Consider the following 14973-nt stretch of genomic DNA (forward strand, 5'->3'; position numbering starts at 1 on the left):
AGTGCGCTCGGTGACGTCTGCGGCTCCGCCCGGGTCAGCTGCCGCCGCCCAGTCGCCGGGCCAGCACCCGGCCGCGTTCGGCCTGCACTGCTCCGGCCTTCCCGGCCGCGTAGCGGAGCAGGCCGAACGGGGCGTGCAGCCGCAGTCGATCGAGCACCAGGGAGCCGTCGGCGCCTCGGGCGGTGACGGCGAAGCGGTAGTCCATCCGCACACCACCCGGGCTGACCACCTCGCCGCTGACCGTCGCCTCGTCCGGCAGCCCGGCGTCGTCGGTGCGCAGAGTGACACGGATGACGTTGTCGTGCTGGATCAGTCCGAGGAACCGGAAGCGTTCAACGGCCACGTAGTGCGTGACCCCGTCCTCGTGCTGCACGTCCCGCACGTCCACGAGCAGCGGGGAGAGCCCGATGTAGTTCTTGGGATCCGCCAGATGGGCAAGCACGGCGGCGGGCGGCGCCGCGATGTCGTAGCTGTGGCTCAGTTCGGTGCTGGGCACGTCCACCCCCGTCCGGTCCGGGTCCGATGTTTCCGAGTCCGGCTCGTGGACCGGGAACGATCGGGCTCGGCAGTGTGCGACGCCCTGCAGGTTGCTACAGGCGTCGCGGCGGTCTCCGCAGGGAGCACCCGCCCCACGATCATCCTCGACCGTGTGCGCGACACGCCAGTTGCGGTCCGGAGGCACCGCCCCGGGACAAGCCAACGGGCCGACGGCGGGCGCGCGTTCATTGGTGAGCCCTGATGTCAGGGCTTGGTGCCGACCGCTCCCGCCAGGGTGACCATGACCTCGACCGCCGCGTGGTCGGTGAGTCCTTGGGTTCTCCGACGGGCCGCCGCGGACGGAGGACGCGATTCCGGCGCTCGCCGCCAAGTACGGGCTCCGGTTCGGGCGGCCCGACTGGCTGCCCGACGTCATCTCGCGCTTCGGCCTGACGCCGCCGCCCGGAGTCTGACTCGTTCCGGCGTCGCCGAGCGGGGTGCCGTCGATCGGGCGTCAGTCGGAGTGGCTCCAGGTCGCCATCTGGTCCCGGAAGGTCGGGCAGCTGACGATGTCCGACTGGCCGCACTGGAGGGCATGGGTCAGGAGTTGGTGGGCGTGCTCGAGATCGATCATGCGCTGCTCGATCTCGGCGACCTTGGCGCGGATCATCGCCTGCCGCCGCGGCTGGTCCTGCTGGAACTCTCTGACCTCGGCCAGGCTCAGGCCGGCTTGCTGGAACTTGCGCAGCAGCATGATTCGCTCTGCGGCCTGTGGCGGATAGCGTCGCTGCCCGCTCTGGCGTTCGGGTGCGGGCAGCAGGCCGTGGCGTTCCCAGAACCGGATGGCCGACGCGGGGACATCGGTGATCTCGGCAAGTTGACCGATCGTCATGCGCATGCTCCGCCGATCCTCTCTCTCCGCCGTCGCGCCGGTCCGGCGCTTGACTTGAACCTTAGTTCAAGTCGCAGAGTGGGCGGCACGTGCAGCGGTGGCGAACCGGCCACCGCCGAAAGGGAATTGGGAGATGGGGAGAGAGATGGCAGACACGGCAGAGGCGAAGGACCGGGCCCACCAGCTCATTGAGGCTGCTCGACAGCTCTTTGTGGCGGGGGTGATGTCGTACTCCGGGCACGCCAACCTGAGCGTCAGGCTCGACGCCGACCGCTTTCTGCTGACCCCCGGCTTCGTCCGCGACCTGGAGCCCCACCAGTTGGCGACCGTCGGTCTCGACGGGCAGGTCCTGGAGGGAGAACTGCGGTCCGTCAGCGCCGAGATCATCACCATGCACAGCGTCGTCTACCGCGCTCGTCCGCAGGTGGGCGCGATCATCCACACCCACTCGCCCGCCGCGACGGCCTTCGCGGTGGCCCACCGGCCGCTGCCGTGCCGCACCGAACCGATGCTGCGCTTCGGACAGCCCGAGGACGTACCGGTGGTGCCCTGGGGGCCGCGCGGGTCGGACGTGTCGGTCCGGGGTATTGCCGAGGTCCTGGAACGGCGGCCGACGACAGCCGCAGTCCTGCTGGCCAACCACGGGCTGCTGGTGTTCGGCCCGGACGCGGTGGCGGCCGGCCACCTTGTGGTGGCGATCGAGGAGAGCGCACAGGCCGAGATCGCCGCGGCGGCGATCGGCGGGGCCGTGGACTTCCCCGAGGGCGCCCTGGAGGCTGTCCGGGCCTCGATCGCACGGGTCTCGTCATGACCGACCACACCTTCGCCGAGCGTTCCGAAGCCCTGCGGGCTCGTTACCGCACTACGCTCGGAGCCGTCCCGCGCGCAGTGGAGGACCGTCTGCGGGTGGCCCAGGCCTTCGGCCGGCTGACGACGGAGGAGGCGTTCACGACCCTGCGCCACATCGTCCTGGCCGAGAGCCCACTCGGCGGTCGTGTGCAACAACTGGTCCACTTCGGGCAGTTGCTGGCTCTCGGCCGACCCGAACCGGCCCGGATCCACGCCCGGGGAGCACTCCACGCGGGCGCCGGAATCGCCGACCTCGTCGGAGTCGCCGAGACCGCGCTCATCACCTCGGGCACGCCGGCCTACGCGCTCGGTATCGAGATCGTCGTCGAACTCTTGCAGGCGGAGGGCGAGGGCGAGGGCGGCCAGGTCGTGCCGGGCCTCGTCTGATTTGCTGGTACCTCTCTGAACGGAGCACCACCACATGACACTTGTGCACCTGCACCCCGCCGTCGCCGAGGCCTTTCCCGGCGCTCGGATCGCGCTCATCACCGCGCGCGGCATTCGTGGGACGGAGCCGTGGCCCGGCACCGTCGCTGCGCTGGAGAGGTTGGAGGGTCAACTCGCCGGTGGCGACTGGCAGCCGGCCGGTGAGGGGGATGCGCGGATCGACGTCTGGCATGCCGCGTACCGGGCGTTCGGGACCAATCCGCGGCGGATTCGGCCGAGTGTGGATGCGCTGGGGCGGCGGATGGCCAAGCAGGGGGTGCTGCCTCGGATCAACCCCGCCGTGGACTCGTACAACGTGGTGTCCGTCCGGCACGGGCTGCCGGCGGGGGCGTTCGACCTGGCGGCGGTGGAGGGCGAGGTGGTGATCGGATTCGCCGACGGGAGCGAGGAGTTCACGCCGCTCGGGGAGCCGGAGACGGTGGAGCGGCCGAAGGCCGGTGAGGTGATCTACCGGGATGCGGCGGGCGTGCTCACGCGCCACTGGAACCACCGCGACGCGCACCGGACCCGGGTCACGGAGCACGCGGTCGACGCGGTGTTCATGCTGGAGACGCTGCAGCCGGACGGGGAGCAGTTGGTGCTGGCGGCAGAGGAGTTGGAGGAGCTGCTGGCGGCGCACAGTGCGGCGGTGACGGTGCGGTACCTCGACCCGGGGGTGGCCCGGGTCGAGGTCTGAGGCGCCGGCAGGTGGCGTCAGCGGGCGGTCAAGGCGGTTGCCCGCTCCGGGTGTTGGTCCCGCCAGGTCTCCAGGGCGTGCTGGACGGCTTCGGCGACGCAGGTTCGGACCGGGGTGTTGCCGAGGACGTCGCGGCAGGCGCCTTCGAACTCGGGTGTGTCCAGCTTCACCGAGATGATCGCCGTCAGCCGGGCGTCGGCGCCGAGTACGGCCGTCACGGCGTCGCGGAAGCCCTCCAGGTGGGTGCCGTCGTGGGTGCGACGGGAGTTGGCGAACTGCGCGATCCGTGGTTCGCCGTCGCCGGCCGGGGCGAGGGCGATCTCCATCGATCCGCCCATGCGGTCGTCCTCGCGTTCGACGACGATTGCCTCGGCCGGGTCGGCGCCGAGGTGGGCGAGGAACTCCCGGGCGCCGTCCGGGGCGTGGAAGCGTTCGGTGTGCGGTGCGTCGCCGCGTTCGTCGGTCAGGACCAGGTCCAAGGTGCGGTTCACTGCGGCGAGTTCGCGGAATCGCGCGGCCAGGACGGAGCGGTCGAACACCACCGTCTCGAAGATCGTCGGGTCGGGCCGGAGGGTGATGGTGGTGGAGGCGCCCTCGGTCGGGCCGGTCGGGTGGGGCGGGGTGGTCTGCTCGCCGCAGGCGTACTCCTGGTGGATCGTCACCCCGTCGCGCTGTTCCTCCGCCATCAGCCGGTCGCTGAGCGCGTTGACCACGAACAGGCTGACTCCGAACGTGCCGGCGAGGCAACCGGTCCAGTTCCGGGGAGCAGTTGCCATCGTCGTCAACTGCCGTTCCAGGCTTGACGCGTAGCCGCCGTCGTGGGTGACCCGCACGCTTCCGTCGGCCAGCAGGACGACCTCCACCCGGTGTGCGTTCCCTCGCAGTACCTCGTCGATGGCCAACCCCACCACTTCGTGCACCAGGTTGTGCAGGCCCCGTTCGCCGGTCGAGCCGATGTACATTCCGGGCCGTTTCCGGACGGCCTCCACGCCCTCCAGCACCACGATCTGACTGGCGTCGTACGCATGCGTCACGGTGTCCCCTCCGATGTGCTCAGGCAGTGCCCCAACCCTAGGGGAAATCCGGGAAAACACCAGGCCAGGGGCGGTGTGGCGAAGGCTCGCAAGCAGCGCTGAAGGGGGGTTCGGCGGGGCCCCGCCGCCACGGTCGCGGGTGGGGGCGGGAGGGGCGTGCGGGTGTCGCGGAGGGCGGGGGAGGGGTGTTTTCGGGCGGGCGCGGCGCGGCGAATTCGAGGAATTTTTCGGCGGCGCCGGGCCGTCAGGTGAAGGCCTCCACCCGGACGCCCGCCGTGGCGAGCGCGCCCCTTACCCGCCAGGCGAGTTGTGCGGCGCCGGGGGTGTCGCCGTGGACGCAGAGCGAGCGGGCCTGGACGGCGATGGGCTCGCCGCCGACGGCGGTGACGGTGCCGTCGCGGGCGATGCCGACGGCGCGGGAGATGACGGCCTCGGGGTCGTGGATGACGGCGTCGGGGTCGCGGCGCGGGACGAGGGTGCCGGCCCAGGTGTAGGCGCGGTCGGCGAACGCCTCGGTGACGACGGGGAGGCCCACGCCCTCGGCGACGGCCAGCAGGCGGGAGCCGGGCAGGCCGAGCAGCGGCAGCGGGCCGTCGCAGATCGCGCCGGACCGCAGGACGCCCGAAACCACCGCCTCCGCCTGTTCGTTGTCGTGGACGACCCGGTTGTAGAGGGCGCCGTGCGGCTTGACGTACGACACCCGGGAGCCGGCGGCGCGGGCGAACACCTGGAGGGCGCCGATCTGGTACGCGATCTCGTCGGCGAGTTCCTCCGGCGGGACGTCCATCGCGCGGCGGCCGAACCCGGCGAGGTCGCGGTAGGAGACCTGGGCGCCGATCCGCACCCCGCGTTCGGCGGCCAGGGCGCAGACCCGGCGCATGGTGGACGGGTCACCGGCGTGGAAGCCGCAGGCGACGTTGGCGCTGGTGACCACGGACAGCAGGGCCTCGTCGTCGGTGAGGCTCCAGCGGCCGAAGCCCTCGCCGAGGTCCGCATTGAGATCGATCGCCGTTTCGGCCACTTCGCCTCGTCCGCCCTTTCCCGCACGGTCCGACCCGGGGCCCCGGGTGTCCGCTCCTGGGGGTGATCGTAGGGCCTGACCGTTTCGGCGGTGGTGGCTGCCGGGCGTCGGGTGACAGGTTTTACCCGGCAGTTCCCGGGCCGTGCCGCGCTCGCCACCCACTCGGGTGCAACGCGGTCGGGGGAGCGTTCGGCGGCGCGAATTGACGCCGGGCCGGCAGAACGAACAGGGCCGGAGCGTCAGTCGCGCGGCCAGGGGCGGCCCTGGATCTTCTCGATGTCGCGGTTGAAGCGCTCCAGTACCTCGGCGAACTCGGCGAGGTCCTCGGTCGTCCACTCGTCGACCACCTTGGCCAGCCCTCGGATGGTCCAGTCGCGGTCGCGGTGGAGGCGGCGCAGCCCCTCCTCGGTGATGCGCAGCTTGCGGGCCATCCCGCCGTCGGGGTCGGGGATCCGGTCGACCAGGCCGGCCCGCAGCATGGCGGCGGTCTGCCGGTTGACGGTGGAGGTGTCCAGGCCGAACGCCTCGGCGAGCTGGCCGATGGTGAGCGGGCCCTCGGTCTCGATCCGGCTGAGCAGGGTGTACGCGCTGCGGTCGAGGCTTTCGGGGCTGCCGGAGGTGCGGGCGGTGGCGAGCACCTGGTGGCGGGCGAGCAGCATCATTTCCCGCTCGATCAGGGCGAGTTCCTTGGTGTGCGGCATGCTCCTCCGTTCGGTGCGTCGCTTTTCGGCAGCATATCCCGCGAGGGTCTTATGTGTATGGTACACATGATGTGCATCATGCATATGAAGCTATTCGGAGAAACCGAAGAGATGAGAAGAACCCCATGAGTCAGGCACGCACCGGCCCCGTCGTCGGAGTGCTCGCCGGCGCGGGCATCGTGGTCTCGCTGATGCAGACCCTGGTCGTCCCGCTGATCCCCCAACTGCCGGACCTGCTCCACACCTCCGCCGCCAACGCGTCCTGGGCGATCACCGCCACCCTGCTGGCCGGTGCCGTCGCCACCCCGGTGCTCGGCCGACTCGGCGACATGTACGGCAAGCGCAAGGTGCTGCTGATCAGCCTCACCCTGCTCGTCATCGGCTCGCTGATCTGCGGCTTCAGCAACGCGCTCGCGCCGATGGTGATCGGCCGCGCCCTGCAGGGCATCGGCGCCGGCGTCATCCCGCTCGGCATCAGCATCATGCGCGACGAACTGCCGCCGCAGAAGCTCGGCTCGTCCATGGCGCTGATGAGCTCCTCGCTCGGCATCGGCGGCGCGTTCGGCCTGCCGCTGTCCGCCGTCATCGCCCAGCACGCCAGCTGGCACGCCCTGTTCTGGATCTCCGCCGCGCTCGGCGTGCTGATCGCCGGCGCCGTCGTGGCGCTCGTCCCCGAATCCCCGGTGCGCTCCGGCGGACGCTTCGACGTGGTCGGCGCGATCGGCCTCGCCATCGGCCTGGTCGCCCTGCTGCTCGCCGTCTCCAAGGGCAGCGACTGGGGCTGGGCGTCCGGCACCACCCTCGGCATGTTCGCCGTCGCGGCCGTCGTGCTCCCCGTCTGGGGCTGGTGGGAACTGCGCACCGAACAGCCGCTGGTCGACCTGCGCACCAGCGCCCGCCGCCAGGTGCTGATGACCAACCTCGCCTCCGTGGTGATCGGCTTCGCGATGTACGCGATGAGCCTGGTCTCCCCGCAGCTGCTCCAGCTGCCCACCAGCACCGGCTACGGCCTCGGCCAGTCGATGGTCGCCGCCGGCCTGTGGATGGCGCCCGCCGGCCTGGTGATGATGCTGCTGTCGCCGATCTCCGCGAAGCTCTCGCGGGCCAAGGGGCCCAAGGTCTCGCTGCTGGTCGGCGCCGTGATCATCACCGCGGGTTACCTCGCCGCGCTCGGACTGATGGGCCACGCCTGGGGCGTCCTGGTGTTCTCCTGCCTGATCAGCGGCGGCATCGCGTTCGCGTACGCGGCCATGCCCGCGCTGATCATGGGGGCCGTGCCGGCCTCGGAGACCGCCGCCGCGAACGGCCTCAACGCGCTGATGCGGTCGATCGGTACGTCCACGTCGTCCGCCGTCATCGGTGTGGTGCTGGCGCACATGACGACCAACTTCCACGGGCGCACGCTGCCGTCGGAGGGTGGCTTCCGGACCGCGTTCCTGATCGGCGCCGGGGCGGCCGTGCTGGCCGCGCTGGTCACCCTCGCCATCCCGGGCATACGCAAGGCGGCGACGCTGAGGGCCGTACCTGCGGAGCCGGCCGTCGCGGAGGGTGCCACGAAGTAGGCGCGAAGCGCGACAGGCGTACGCTCCGTCCGCAAGGCCGTGATCGGGTGCAGGTCACTGCCCTGCGTCGCGGCCTTGCGATTGGGCGGAGCTTCTCGACGCCTCTGGAAACCCCAAACCCCGCCGCCCGGAATCCTGAGCTGCGGGGCTTCGTGGCGCGCGGGCGGTCACACGTTGCCGAAGTAGCCGGTCCTGACGGCGTCGATGAAGGACGACCAGGTGTCGGCCGGGAAGACCAGGGCGGGGCCCTTTGCTGTTTCTGGGATCTTCCGGCGTGCTGATCGACTGCGCAGTCGGGTTGCCGGCGCCAGTCCCCCGATGCCAACGGCCGGGCGCGCCCCGGGAGTTGCTCGCAATCGCCGCATCGGGAAAGCGAAGCCCCCGGCGAGCTTGCCGGGGGCTCAACTGCGGTGTGGGTTCGACAAGTTGGTGTCAGGCGATTCCGAACTTCCCGCTTCCCGCCGCTTCAGCGAAAGCAGCCCAGGCAGTGGGGGAGACAGTGAGGACGGGCCCGTTCGGGTCCTTGCTGTCCCGGACGAGAACCACACCGTGCGACTCTGCCAGGTTGATGGCGGGTTGGACGCAGTTCCCGCCGTTGCTGTCGCTGTATGACGCGCTCTTGAAGTAGGCGAGGTGTCGAAGCGATGGGGTGCCAGTTCGCTGCATGGGATTGACCAGTCCTTCCATGACGCTACGGATCAGGGCGGCCGAGTCGGGAACGGAGAGCGCGCTGCCGCGAAGCCGATCATAGGCCCGTGAGAAGCGGTTGATTTCCCTGGGATCGGTGGTGAAGTGCCCGCTGTTCAGGCTCTCCGAGTAGAGGTGTCGCTCGCCGTCCGACATGGTGAGGAGCGTGAACGACGAAGCGGCCGGAGTGCGTTCTCCGAGTTCGAGCGGAGCAATCTGAACGACAATGTTCGGGCGGCGCATCAGGTCCAGCAGATGTGCGAGCTGCCGGTGCATCACCTGTGGCCCGCCGACTGTCCTGCGGATCGCGGCCTCGTCCAGGATCATCACCAGGCGTGGCCCGTCATCGGCGAGGAACCGTTCTTGACGGGTCAGTCGCGCCGCCACCTTCTCCGCTATGACGGTGGGGTCGGGATCGACTTCCCCGCGCCGGAACAGGGCCTCCGCGTAGTCGCGGTGCTGGCCCGGACCTGGGACCAGGGCGATCGAGTAGTCCAGCACTTCCACCGCCAGGCGCTCCCGTCCGGCGTACACCCGGAACCACTTGGGATGGATCTCTCCCTCCTGGTACCAGCTCACCCGGTGGTACGCGTCGATCAACAGGCCGTCGGCGCCGAGCAGCTGGCTGAGTCGCTCAACCATGTCGATGCTCGGTACGCGCTCGCCCTTCTCGAAGCGGGATACGAGTGACGCGTCACAGTTCACCTTCCGCGACAACTCCGCGATGCTCAGGCCGGCCTTGGCGCGGAAGTGCTCCAGGAGCCATCCGAAGCCGGCTTGGGTCATGTTGGGCTGGGGCGTGCTGGTGCTGCGCTCGAATGCCCGTCTGGCCAACTCGCTTCTCTTCCTCTGCTCCTGACAGTGCATCACTGTCACGGGTCCCACCCTGTTCACCGTACCTGTTCCTGTCGATGCTGGTTACACACCGACGACAGGACGGAGACAGGCGGTGACCATCATGCATACCTACAGGCTCGCGCCTGTCCCCAACCTGGCGATGCGGGAGCTGCGAGGCGACCTCTCGCCGAGGGAGTTCGCCACGAAGATTCGCAGGGCCGGTCGGGAGATCGGCGAGCAGGTGTCGTGCGACGCGCGCTACGTCGGGCGGGTGGAGGCCGGTGAGATCCGCTGTCCCTACTACGTCTACCGGCGGGTGTTCCGGCACATGTGGCCGGACAGGTCGCTGGCGGACCTCGGGTTCGTCCCGCGCGGGGCGGCTCGCCGCCGTCCGCCGATGAAGCCGGAGCCGGAGCCTCCTGTGACCCGGCCCCCTGTACAGCCCGCCCCAGCGCCCGCGCCACGGAGCTGAGGCGGGCGACCAGCCCACCCGATGAGTCGCCCGGGTGCCCGTCGCCGACCACTCCCGGGTGCGCAGCGATGGGGCCGCTCACCCGGCTCGCTCCCGGGTGGGCGGCTGTGGAACGGTCGGCTGTCCGCGTGGTGCCCGTCCGTGCTGAGGGGCACGGGGCGACATGGCAGGAGCGGGCAGCCGACCGGCGCCGGTGGCTTCACGCCATGGTGGTCACACCTGGCGCGAGCTCCGCCGCCGCGCGTCGGCCCGTGATGGCCGCGAACACCCGCGCGGCGTGATTGAACGGAAAGCTGCTCAGATGACGCATGACCCGAAGAGTGTCGAAGACCGCCGCTCGAAGAGTGTCCGTGACCGCGCGAGGTGGATCTCGGACGCGCTGCACAAGTTGTTCGGACGTCCCGCGCTCACCCTGGCGGTCAGGGGCGGGGGCCTCAAGGTCACGATCCGAATAGACCCGTCGGAGATGACGACTGACATGACGATGGCAGTCCTCCGCGTACTCGCCAGCGGCGACGCGTACGGCCACGACAAGGTCCCGCGCCGCAACGGCGTGTGGTCCGAAGTCCGCCCGCCCTCCGAAGAAGAAGCCGAGGTGCCACAGCGTTGAGCCGCCTACCCGTTCCCGTCCCGCACTTCTCGCCCGCCAACCGCGACCTGGTGTGGCGGGCGATCCGGCCCGATCCGGACGGCATCCTGGTCCCAGCCGGCGTGCTCATCGCCGAATCGACGGATGGCGTGGTCCTGACCGTGGCCGACGACCACCGGAACCGCGTGCTCGTGCTCGACCCGGACCACTGGGCCGACCTGTGCGACGCCGTCAAGTCCGGCCTGCTGGACGGGGTGCTCGGGGGCCGCATCATGTGCGAAGACCCGAACCGCCCCCTGAACCCCGCGACGGCGGCGCCCGTGAGCGGCCCTGCCATCAGCACGTCCGCCCTCGGGCTGCTCAGTGCCTGACACCGAGCAACCCGGGGCGCGGTTGCCCCAGTTGGGCGGGTCCGTCCCTGGTCGTGCTCTCACCGCGGCAGTAGGGTGCGCGGATGGTGACCCATGAGCGTGAGATCAAGGAACCTGTCGATCTGTGCCTCCCCGGCGGGGAGCTCAACCCCGGGGCGGTGGGCTGGTCGCGGACCCCGCTGCACCGGGGGAATCTGCGGGGGTGGGGGCGGACCAAGCGGTTCGAGTACTGGTGTGTGACCACGCCGACGCACCTGGTCGCGTTGACCGTCAGCGACCTGGACTTCCTGACGCTCGATGCCGTCCACTTCCTCGCCTGGGACCAGCACGGCGTGCTGGAGGACCACGAACGCACCGCGCTCGCCCCCGGTGTGCCGCTGCGCCGCACGGCCATGCCGGAGGGCATCGCGGGTTCCGGCGGGCCGTACGGGGCGGATCTCACGGTCGGCCCGGAGCGTCCCAGCCGTCGCCAGGTCCGGGTGGCGATCCGCCACGAACCCGGCGGCACGCGGCTGTTGGCTCGGGCGCTCACCGCCGATCTGCGGACGCTCGAGGTGGATCTGCTGGTGGCGATGCCCGACGGCCACGAGACGATGTCGGTGGTCGTTCCCTGGGACGGGAAGCGCTTTCAGTACACCTCGAAGCACACCGCCCGCCCGGCCACCGGCACCGTGCGGCTCGGGGGTCGCACATTCGCGTTCGACGAGGACGCCTGGGGTGTGCTCGACCACGGGCGGGGCCGCTGGCCGCGTTCGCTCGGCTGGAACTGGGGCGCCGCGTCCGGCCGTACGGACGGGCATGTGGTCGGCCTCCAGTTCGGCGGGCAGTGGACGGCGGGGACGGGCTCCACCGAGAACGCGCTGTGCGTGGACGGCCGGCTCAGCAAGATCGGCACCGAACTCGACTGGCAGTACGACCCGGCCGACCTGCTCGCGCCCTGGCGGATCAGCACCCCCGGCAGCGACCAGGTGGAGCTGACCTTCACGCCCTTCCATGACCGGCGGGTCCGCACCGAGGCCGGTCTGCTCGCCAACCGCACCGACCAGTGCTTCGGCCACTACAACGGCAGCATCCGCACCGACGACGGCCAACGAGTCGCGGTGGACGGCCTGTTGGGGTGGGCGGAGGACGTCCGGATGCGCTGGTGACGGCCGCGCCGCCGGGAAAACCACTGTTCGGCGGGCCGGCACGGGTGATAGACAACCGCGCGTGGAAAACAATCCTGACTTCGCCGGTCCCGCCTTCGCCGATGTGCTGCGCCTGATCGACGACCGCTCGGCGGCCTTCCGCGCCGCGATCGCCGCCGCGCCGTCCCTCGACGCGCCGGTGCCCTCCTGCCCGGGGTGGACGCTGCGCGACCTCGTCCAGCACATCGGTGAGGGCCGCCGCGCCTGGGCCGCGACGATCGCGGCCGGGCCGGCGGCCACCACGAAGCTGGCGCCGCTCGGCGATGCGACGGCGCCCGAGGGGCGCGAGGCACTGGTCGGCTGGCTCGCCGAGTCCACCGAGCTGCTGCTGGACGCGCTGCGCGAGGCCGGCCCCGGCCGGGTCTGCTGGGGCTGGTGGGGCAAGTCGCAGACCCCGCTGACCAGCCGTGCCGTGGCCCGGCGCCAGCTGCACGAGATCACCGTGCACACCTGGGACGCGCAGTTCACCATCGGCGCGGCCGAGCCGCTGCCCGCCGAGGTCGCGGTCGACACGGTGGAGGAGTTCCTCTCCACCGTGTGCACCACGACGGAGGCCTGGCCGCACGAGCCCGCCACCGCCGACTACCACGCCACCGAGGGCCGCTCCTGGCGCAACCAGGTCTCCGCCGACGGCGCCGTGCTCGTGCCCGTCCCGGCGGACGCCACGGGCACCGCCACCGCCGAGGGCCCGGCGAGCGACATGGCACTCATGCTCTACGGCCGCCTCCCGCTGGAGAGTGTGAAGCTCGGCGGCGAACGCCGGGTCTTCGACCAGCTGGTGGAGTGGGACCCGGAGCGCTGATGCCCGACGGCACCGCGGCGGGGGGCGTGCCGGTGAACGACCCCGCCCCGCCGCCCCGTTGCCGGGCGCACGGCGACGGCATCGACCCCGCCACCCTGGCCGGCCGACGGCTGACCGGGGTGACGGCGGCCTGGTACTCGCGCCCCGCCGCGCGCGAGTGCGAGCCCGAGCCGGTGGGCGTCTGGCTCCACGACGACCGGGGCGGCCGCACCCGGATCACCATCGGCTCCGACTGGTGCCTGATCGTCGACGGCGAGCCGCCGCACGAGGATCTCGACATGGGGGAGTGGGGCCGCATCGAGATCCGCCCCGACCGCATCCGGACGCCGTTCGCCCGTCACCTCGGCGAGCCCGTCCTCGCCGCACGCGAGGAGCACGAGCGCCTCACCGGCCGAATCGCCCTCGAACTCGTCTTCCCCACCGGGACCGTCCGCTGTGACGGTCAGGACGGCGACCTGCGCGTCCGGCCCGCAGGCTGACGGTTCGTCAGTCCTTCAGGGTGCGGCGGATCGCCTCGATGCCCTGGTCGACCATGCCGGCGATCGGGTCCGCCAGGGTGGCGGGCCGGACGTCGGTGGTCCAGACGAAGCGGCTGCGGCCGCCGGTCTCGGGGCGGATCTGCATCGAGGCGTGGTGGTGGGCCGGGGTGAGTGAGCCGCCGATCACCGTGTAGGCGATGCGGCGGGTGTCGTCGTCCAGGGAGACGATGAGTTCGTGCACCACGGTGCCGTCCGCGAAGGTCACCACCCGGATGTCGTCCTCGACTCGGGTGTCGGTGACGTAGCCGGGGGCGAGCCGATGGTGGACGGATCCCCAGTCGCGGAGGGCGGCCCAGCCCGTGTCCGGGGCGGTGTCGAGCAGGGTCTCGCGGTGGATCGTTGCCATGAACGGGTGCTCCTCGCAGGGGAGTTGGTGGTCAGCTCGCGGCGGGGACCAGGCAGAACGGGTGGCCCTCGGGGTCGGTGAGGACCACCCATTCGCCGTCGCCGGGCTGGAACTCGGGGCGGGCGGCGCCGAGTTCGAGCAGTTCGGTGACGGCGCGGTCGAGGCCGGCGACGGTGAAGTCGAGGTGCAGGTACTTGGCGCCCTCGGGCCATTCCGGGGCGTGGTAGCCCGGGACGTGGACGAAGGCCAGTCCGGGACCGTCGGGGCCGGCCGAGAGGGCGGCGAACTCCGGGCCGTTGTCGGTGAGTTCCCAGCCGGTGGCGTGGCGGTAGAAGGCGGCGAGCGCCATCGGGTCGGCGCAGTCGATCGAGATGGTGGCGAGCTTGGTGAGGGCGGACATCGGGAGACTCCTCGGGGAAGGGACGAAGCCACTGCGGCTCCGGTGACGAGCCTCGCCCACCCCGTTCGTCCGAGTCTTGAAGATCCTTGCGGGCGACGCTTGTTGTCAGTACCGGCGAGTACGGTGCGGCAGTGCTCTCCCTCCAACCCGTCGCGGCCGGGCCCGACTTCGACATCAGCGCCGTAGCCTGCCGCAGCGACCACACCAGGTGGTCGCCGCCCGAGGTGCACGGCGGGCACCGGGTGGTGCTGGTCCGGCGCGGCCGGTTCCGGCGCCGGACCGACGGGACGGGCGCCGAGCTCGACCCGAGCCTCGGCTACCTGGGCGTCCCCGGCGAGGAGGAGTCGTTCGCGCACCCGGCGGGCGGCGACGACTGCACGGCGATCAGCGTCACCCCCACGCTCTGGCACGCAACGGCGGGGGAGACCCGCGCGGGCGCGTTCTACGTAGACCCGCCGCTCGACCTCGCGCACCGGCGGGTGCTGCTCGCCGCCCGCTCGGGGGACGTCGACTTCGCCGTCACCGAACAGCTGCTCGCCCTGCTGGCGAACGCCGTCACCCGGACGGCGACCGGGCCGGCGCCCTGCACGGACAGCCGGCCGGCCGCCGCGAGGGACCGGGCGCTGGTCGCGGCCGCCCGGGAGGCGATCACCGCCGACCACCCGGCGTCCGGCACGCTGCTCGGACTGGCCGAGCTGCTCGGCGCGTCCCCGTACCGGCTGAGCCGGGCGTTCCCGCGCGAGCTCGGCGTCACCGTCACCCACTACCGCCACCGGGTCCGCCTGGCCCGCGCGCTCGACCGCCTGGAGGCCGGCGAGACCAGCCTCGGCACCCTCGCCGCCGACCTCGGCTACGCCGACCAGGCACACCTCACCCGCACCGCCCGCCACCACCTCGGCCACACCCCGACCGCGCTGCGCCGCCTGCTGGCGGCGCCGCCCAGCGGTTAGTCCTGATCGGTGTCGTCCGGGTGGAGGGCGATGTGGTCCGCGGCGAGGTCGGCGGCGACCCGGTGTTCCATGCCGAGGGCGGCGAGGAACTTGGCGGGGAGCTGGACGCGGCCGGTGCGGTCGAGCATGACGTA

The 14973-nt window shown here is 71.5% G+C and carries 19 protein-coding genes; 11 read left to right on the forward strand and 8 right to left on the reverse strand.

Annotated features, from left to right (window positions below):
• Positions 1-34: 34 nt before the first annotated feature.
• Both ACIHEI_RS29480 and ACIHEI_RS29485 read right to left on the reverse strand, forming a co-directional pair.
• Entirely contained in the window at positions 35-496 is a 462-nt protein-coding gene (locus tag ACIHEI_RS29480) for an SRPBCC family protein (protein ID WP_396608805.1), read from the reverse strand.
• Positions 497-991: 495 nt separating this feature from the next.
• Positions 992-1375 carry a MerR family transcriptional regulator gene (locus tag ACIHEI_RS29485; protein ID WP_396608806.1) on the reverse strand — a complete coding sequence of 128 codons (384 nt, stop codon included), beginning with the start codon at positions 1373-1375 and terminating at the stop codon, positions 992-994.
• 139 nt (positions 1376-1514) lie between these two features.
• On the opposite strand from ACIHEI_RS29485, the gene ACIHEI_RS29490 reads away from it, so the two are divergent.
• From ACIHEI_RS29490 to ACIHEI_RS29500, 3 genes are read left to right on the forward strand one after another with little or no spacing between them, the layout of a single operon-like run.
• On the forward strand, positions 1515-2180 hold the full coding sequence (locus tag ACIHEI_RS29490; protein WP_396608807.1) for a class II aldolase/adducin family protein: 666 nt from the start codon (positions 1515-1517) through the stop codon (positions 2178-2180).
• Positions 2177-2605, forward strand: coding sequence for a carboxymuconolactone decarboxylase family protein (locus ACIHEI_RS29495; RefSeq protein WP_396608808.1), 429 nt, complete (start codon positions 2177-2179; stop codon positions 2603-2605). The genes ACIHEI_RS29490 and ACIHEI_RS29495 overlap by 4 nt, the downstream gene beginning before the upstream one ends.
• A 34-nt stretch (positions 2606-2639) precedes the next feature.
• Positions 2640-3341: a B3/4 domain-containing protein gene (locus ACIHEI_RS29500; protein ID WP_396608809.1), complete on the forward strand. Its 702-nt coding sequence runs from the start codon at positions 2640-2642 to the stop codon at positions 3339-3341.
• 17 nt (positions 3342-3358) lie between these two features.
• Here ACIHEI_RS29500 and ACIHEI_RS29505 read toward each other — a convergent pair whose 3' ends face one another.
• The 3 genes from ACIHEI_RS29505 to ACIHEI_RS29515 form a co-directional block, all read right to left on the reverse strand.
• Complete coding sequence (locus ACIHEI_RS29505) at positions 3359-4375, reverse strand: DNA gyrase subunit B (RefSeq protein ID WP_396608810.1); 1017 nt, start codon at positions 4373-4375, stop codon at positions 3359-3361.
• 244 nt (positions 4376-4619) lie between these two features.
• Positions 4620-5396: a LamB/YcsF family protein gene (locus ACIHEI_RS29510; protein ID WP_396608811.1), complete on the reverse strand. Its 777-nt coding sequence runs from the start codon at positions 5394-5396 to the stop codon at positions 4620-4622.
• A gap of 239 nt (positions 5397-5635) precedes the next feature.
• Positions 5636-6097 (reverse strand): MarR family winged helix-turn-helix transcriptional regulator, encoded by a 462-nt coding sequence (locus ACIHEI_RS29515; RefSeq protein WP_396608812.1) that lies wholly within the window; start codon positions 6095-6097, stop codon positions 5636-5638.
• A gap of 125 nt (positions 6098-6222) precedes the next feature.
• Between ACIHEI_RS29515 and ACIHEI_RS29520 the strand changes: the two genes are divergently transcribed.
• A complete protein-coding gene (locus ACIHEI_RS29520; RefSeq protein ID WP_396608813.1) occupies positions 6223-7659 on the forward strand; it encodes an MFS transporter in 1437 nt (478 codons plus the stop codon).
• Positions 7660-8091: 432 nt separating this feature from the next.
• Here the strand turns inward: ACIHEI_RS29520 and ACIHEI_RS29525 are convergent, their stop codons facing one another.
• Entirely contained in the window at positions 8092-9213 is a 1122-nt protein-coding gene (locus ACIHEI_RS29525; RefSeq protein WP_396608824.1) for a Scr1 family TA system antitoxin-like transcriptional regulator, read from the reverse strand.
• Between the two features lie 82 nt (positions 9214-9295).
• Between ACIHEI_RS29525 and ACIHEI_RS29530 the strand changes: the two genes are divergently transcribed.
• From ACIHEI_RS29530 to ACIHEI_RS29555, 6 genes are all read left to right on the forward strand, one after another.
• Complete coding sequence (locus ACIHEI_RS29530; protein WP_396608814.1) at positions 9296-9655, forward strand: hypothetical protein; 360 nt, start codon at positions 9296-9298, stop codon at positions 9653-9655.
• Positions 9656-10133: 478 nt separating this feature from the next.
• Positions 10134-10265, forward strand: a complete 132-nt coding sequence (locus ACIHEI_RS29535; RefSeq protein WP_392954946.1) for a hypothetical protein — start codon at positions 10134-10136, stop codon at positions 10263-10265.
• Positions 10262-10615, forward strand: coding sequence for a hypothetical protein (locus tag ACIHEI_RS29540; protein WP_396608815.1), 354 nt, complete (start codon positions 10262-10264; stop codon positions 10613-10615). Before ACIHEI_RS29535 ends, ACIHEI_RS29540 begins: the two co-directional genes overlap by 4 nt.
• Before the next feature lie 83 nt (positions 10616-10698).
• Positions 10699-11763, forward strand: coding sequence for a DUF2804 domain-containing protein (locus ACIHEI_RS29545; protein ID WP_396608816.1), 1065 nt, complete (start codon positions 10699-10701; stop codon positions 11761-11763).
• Positions 11764-11824: 61 nt separating this feature from the next.
• Positions 11825-12604, forward strand: coding sequence for a maleylpyruvate isomerase family mycothiol-dependent enzyme (locus ACIHEI_RS29550; RefSeq protein ID WP_396608817.1), 780 nt, complete (start codon positions 11825-11827; stop codon positions 12602-12604).
• The gene (locus ACIHEI_RS29555; protein ID WP_396608818.1) at positions 12604-13083 is read left to right on the forward strand and encodes a hypothetical protein; all 480 of its coding nucleotides are present in this window, start codon (positions 12604-12606) and stop codon (positions 13081-13083) included. Before ACIHEI_RS29550 ends, ACIHEI_RS29555 begins: the two co-directional genes overlap by 1 nt.
• A 7-nt stretch (positions 13084-13090) precedes the next feature.
• Here the strand turns inward: ACIHEI_RS29555 and ACIHEI_RS29560 are convergent, their stop codons facing one another.
• Positions 13091-13489: an SRPBCC family protein gene (locus tag ACIHEI_RS29560; protein ID WP_396608819.1), complete on the reverse strand. Its 399-nt coding sequence runs from the start codon at positions 13487-13489 to the stop codon at positions 13091-13093.
• A gap of 31 nt (positions 13490-13520) precedes the next feature.
• Positions 13521-13889, reverse strand: a complete 369-nt coding sequence (locus tag ACIHEI_RS29565; RefSeq protein WP_396608820.1) for a VOC family protein — start codon at positions 13887-13889, stop codon at positions 13521-13523.
• Between the two features lie 131 nt (positions 13890-14020).
• On the opposite strand from ACIHEI_RS29565, the gene ACIHEI_RS29570 reads away from it, so the two are divergent.
• The gene (locus tag ACIHEI_RS29570; protein WP_396608821.1) at positions 14021-14839 is read left to right on the forward strand and encodes a helix-turn-helix domain-containing protein; all 819 of its coding nucleotides are present in this window, start codon (positions 14021-14023) and stop codon (positions 14837-14839) included.
• Positions 14840-14973 lie beyond the last annotated feature (134 nt).

The sequence above is a fragment of the Kitasatospora sp. NPDC051984 genome (assembly GCF_044593455.1).
Lineage (GTDB): Bacteria > Actinomycetota > Actinomycetes > Streptomycetales > Streptomycetaceae > Kitasatospora.

Bases quoted from the DNA above. Each gene is read 5' to 3' on its own strand.
- ACIHEI_RS29515 (WP_396608812.1), bottom strand. From the start codon at position 6,097: ATGCCGCACACCAAGGAACTCGCCCTGATCGAGCGGGAAATGATGCTG.
- ACIHEI_RS29565 (WP_396608820.1), bottom strand. From the start codon at position 13,889: ATGTCCGCCCTCACCAAGCTCGCCACCATCTCGATCGACTGCGCCGAC.
- ACIHEI_RS29495 (WP_396608808.1), top strand. From the start codon at position 2,177: ATGACCGACCACACCTTCGCCGAGCGTTCCGAAGCCCTGCGGGCTCGT.
- ACIHEI_RS29555 (WP_396608818.1), top strand. From the start codon at position 12,604: ATGCCCGACGGCACCGCGGCGGGGGGCGTGCCGGTGAACGACCCCGCC.
- ACIHEI_RS29525 (WP_396608824.1), bottom strand. From the start codon at position 9,213: ATGCACTGTCAGGAGCAGAGGAAGAGAAGCGAGTTGGCCAGACGGGCA.
- ACIHEI_RS29560 (WP_396608819.1), bottom strand. From the start codon at position 13,489: ATGGCAACGATCCACCGCGAGACCCTGCTCGACACCGCCCCGGACACG.
- ACIHEI_RS29500 (WP_396608809.1), top strand. From the start codon at position 2,640: ATGACACTTGTGCACCTGCACCCCGCCGTCGCCGAGGCCTTTCCCGGC.
- ACIHEI_RS29545 (WP_396608816.1), top strand. From the start codon at position 10,699: ATGGTGACCCATGAGCGTGAGATCAAGGAACCTGTCGATCTGTGCCTC.
- ACIHEI_RS29520 (WP_396608813.1), top strand. From the start codon at position 6,223: ATGAGTCAGGCACGCACCGGCCCCGTCGTCGGAGTGCTCGCCGGCGCG.
- ACIHEI_RS29485 (WP_396608806.1), bottom strand. From the start codon at position 1,375: ATGCGCATGACGATCGGTCAACTTGCCGAGATCACCGATGTCCCCGCG.
- ACIHEI_RS29490 (WP_396608807.1), top strand. From the start codon at position 1,515: ATGGCAGACACGGCAGAGGCGAAGGACCGGGCCCACCAGCTCATTGAG.
- ACIHEI_RS29535 (WP_392954946.1), top strand. From the start codon at position 10,134: ATGACGATGGCAGTCCTCCGCGTACTCGCCAGCGGCGACGCGTACGGC.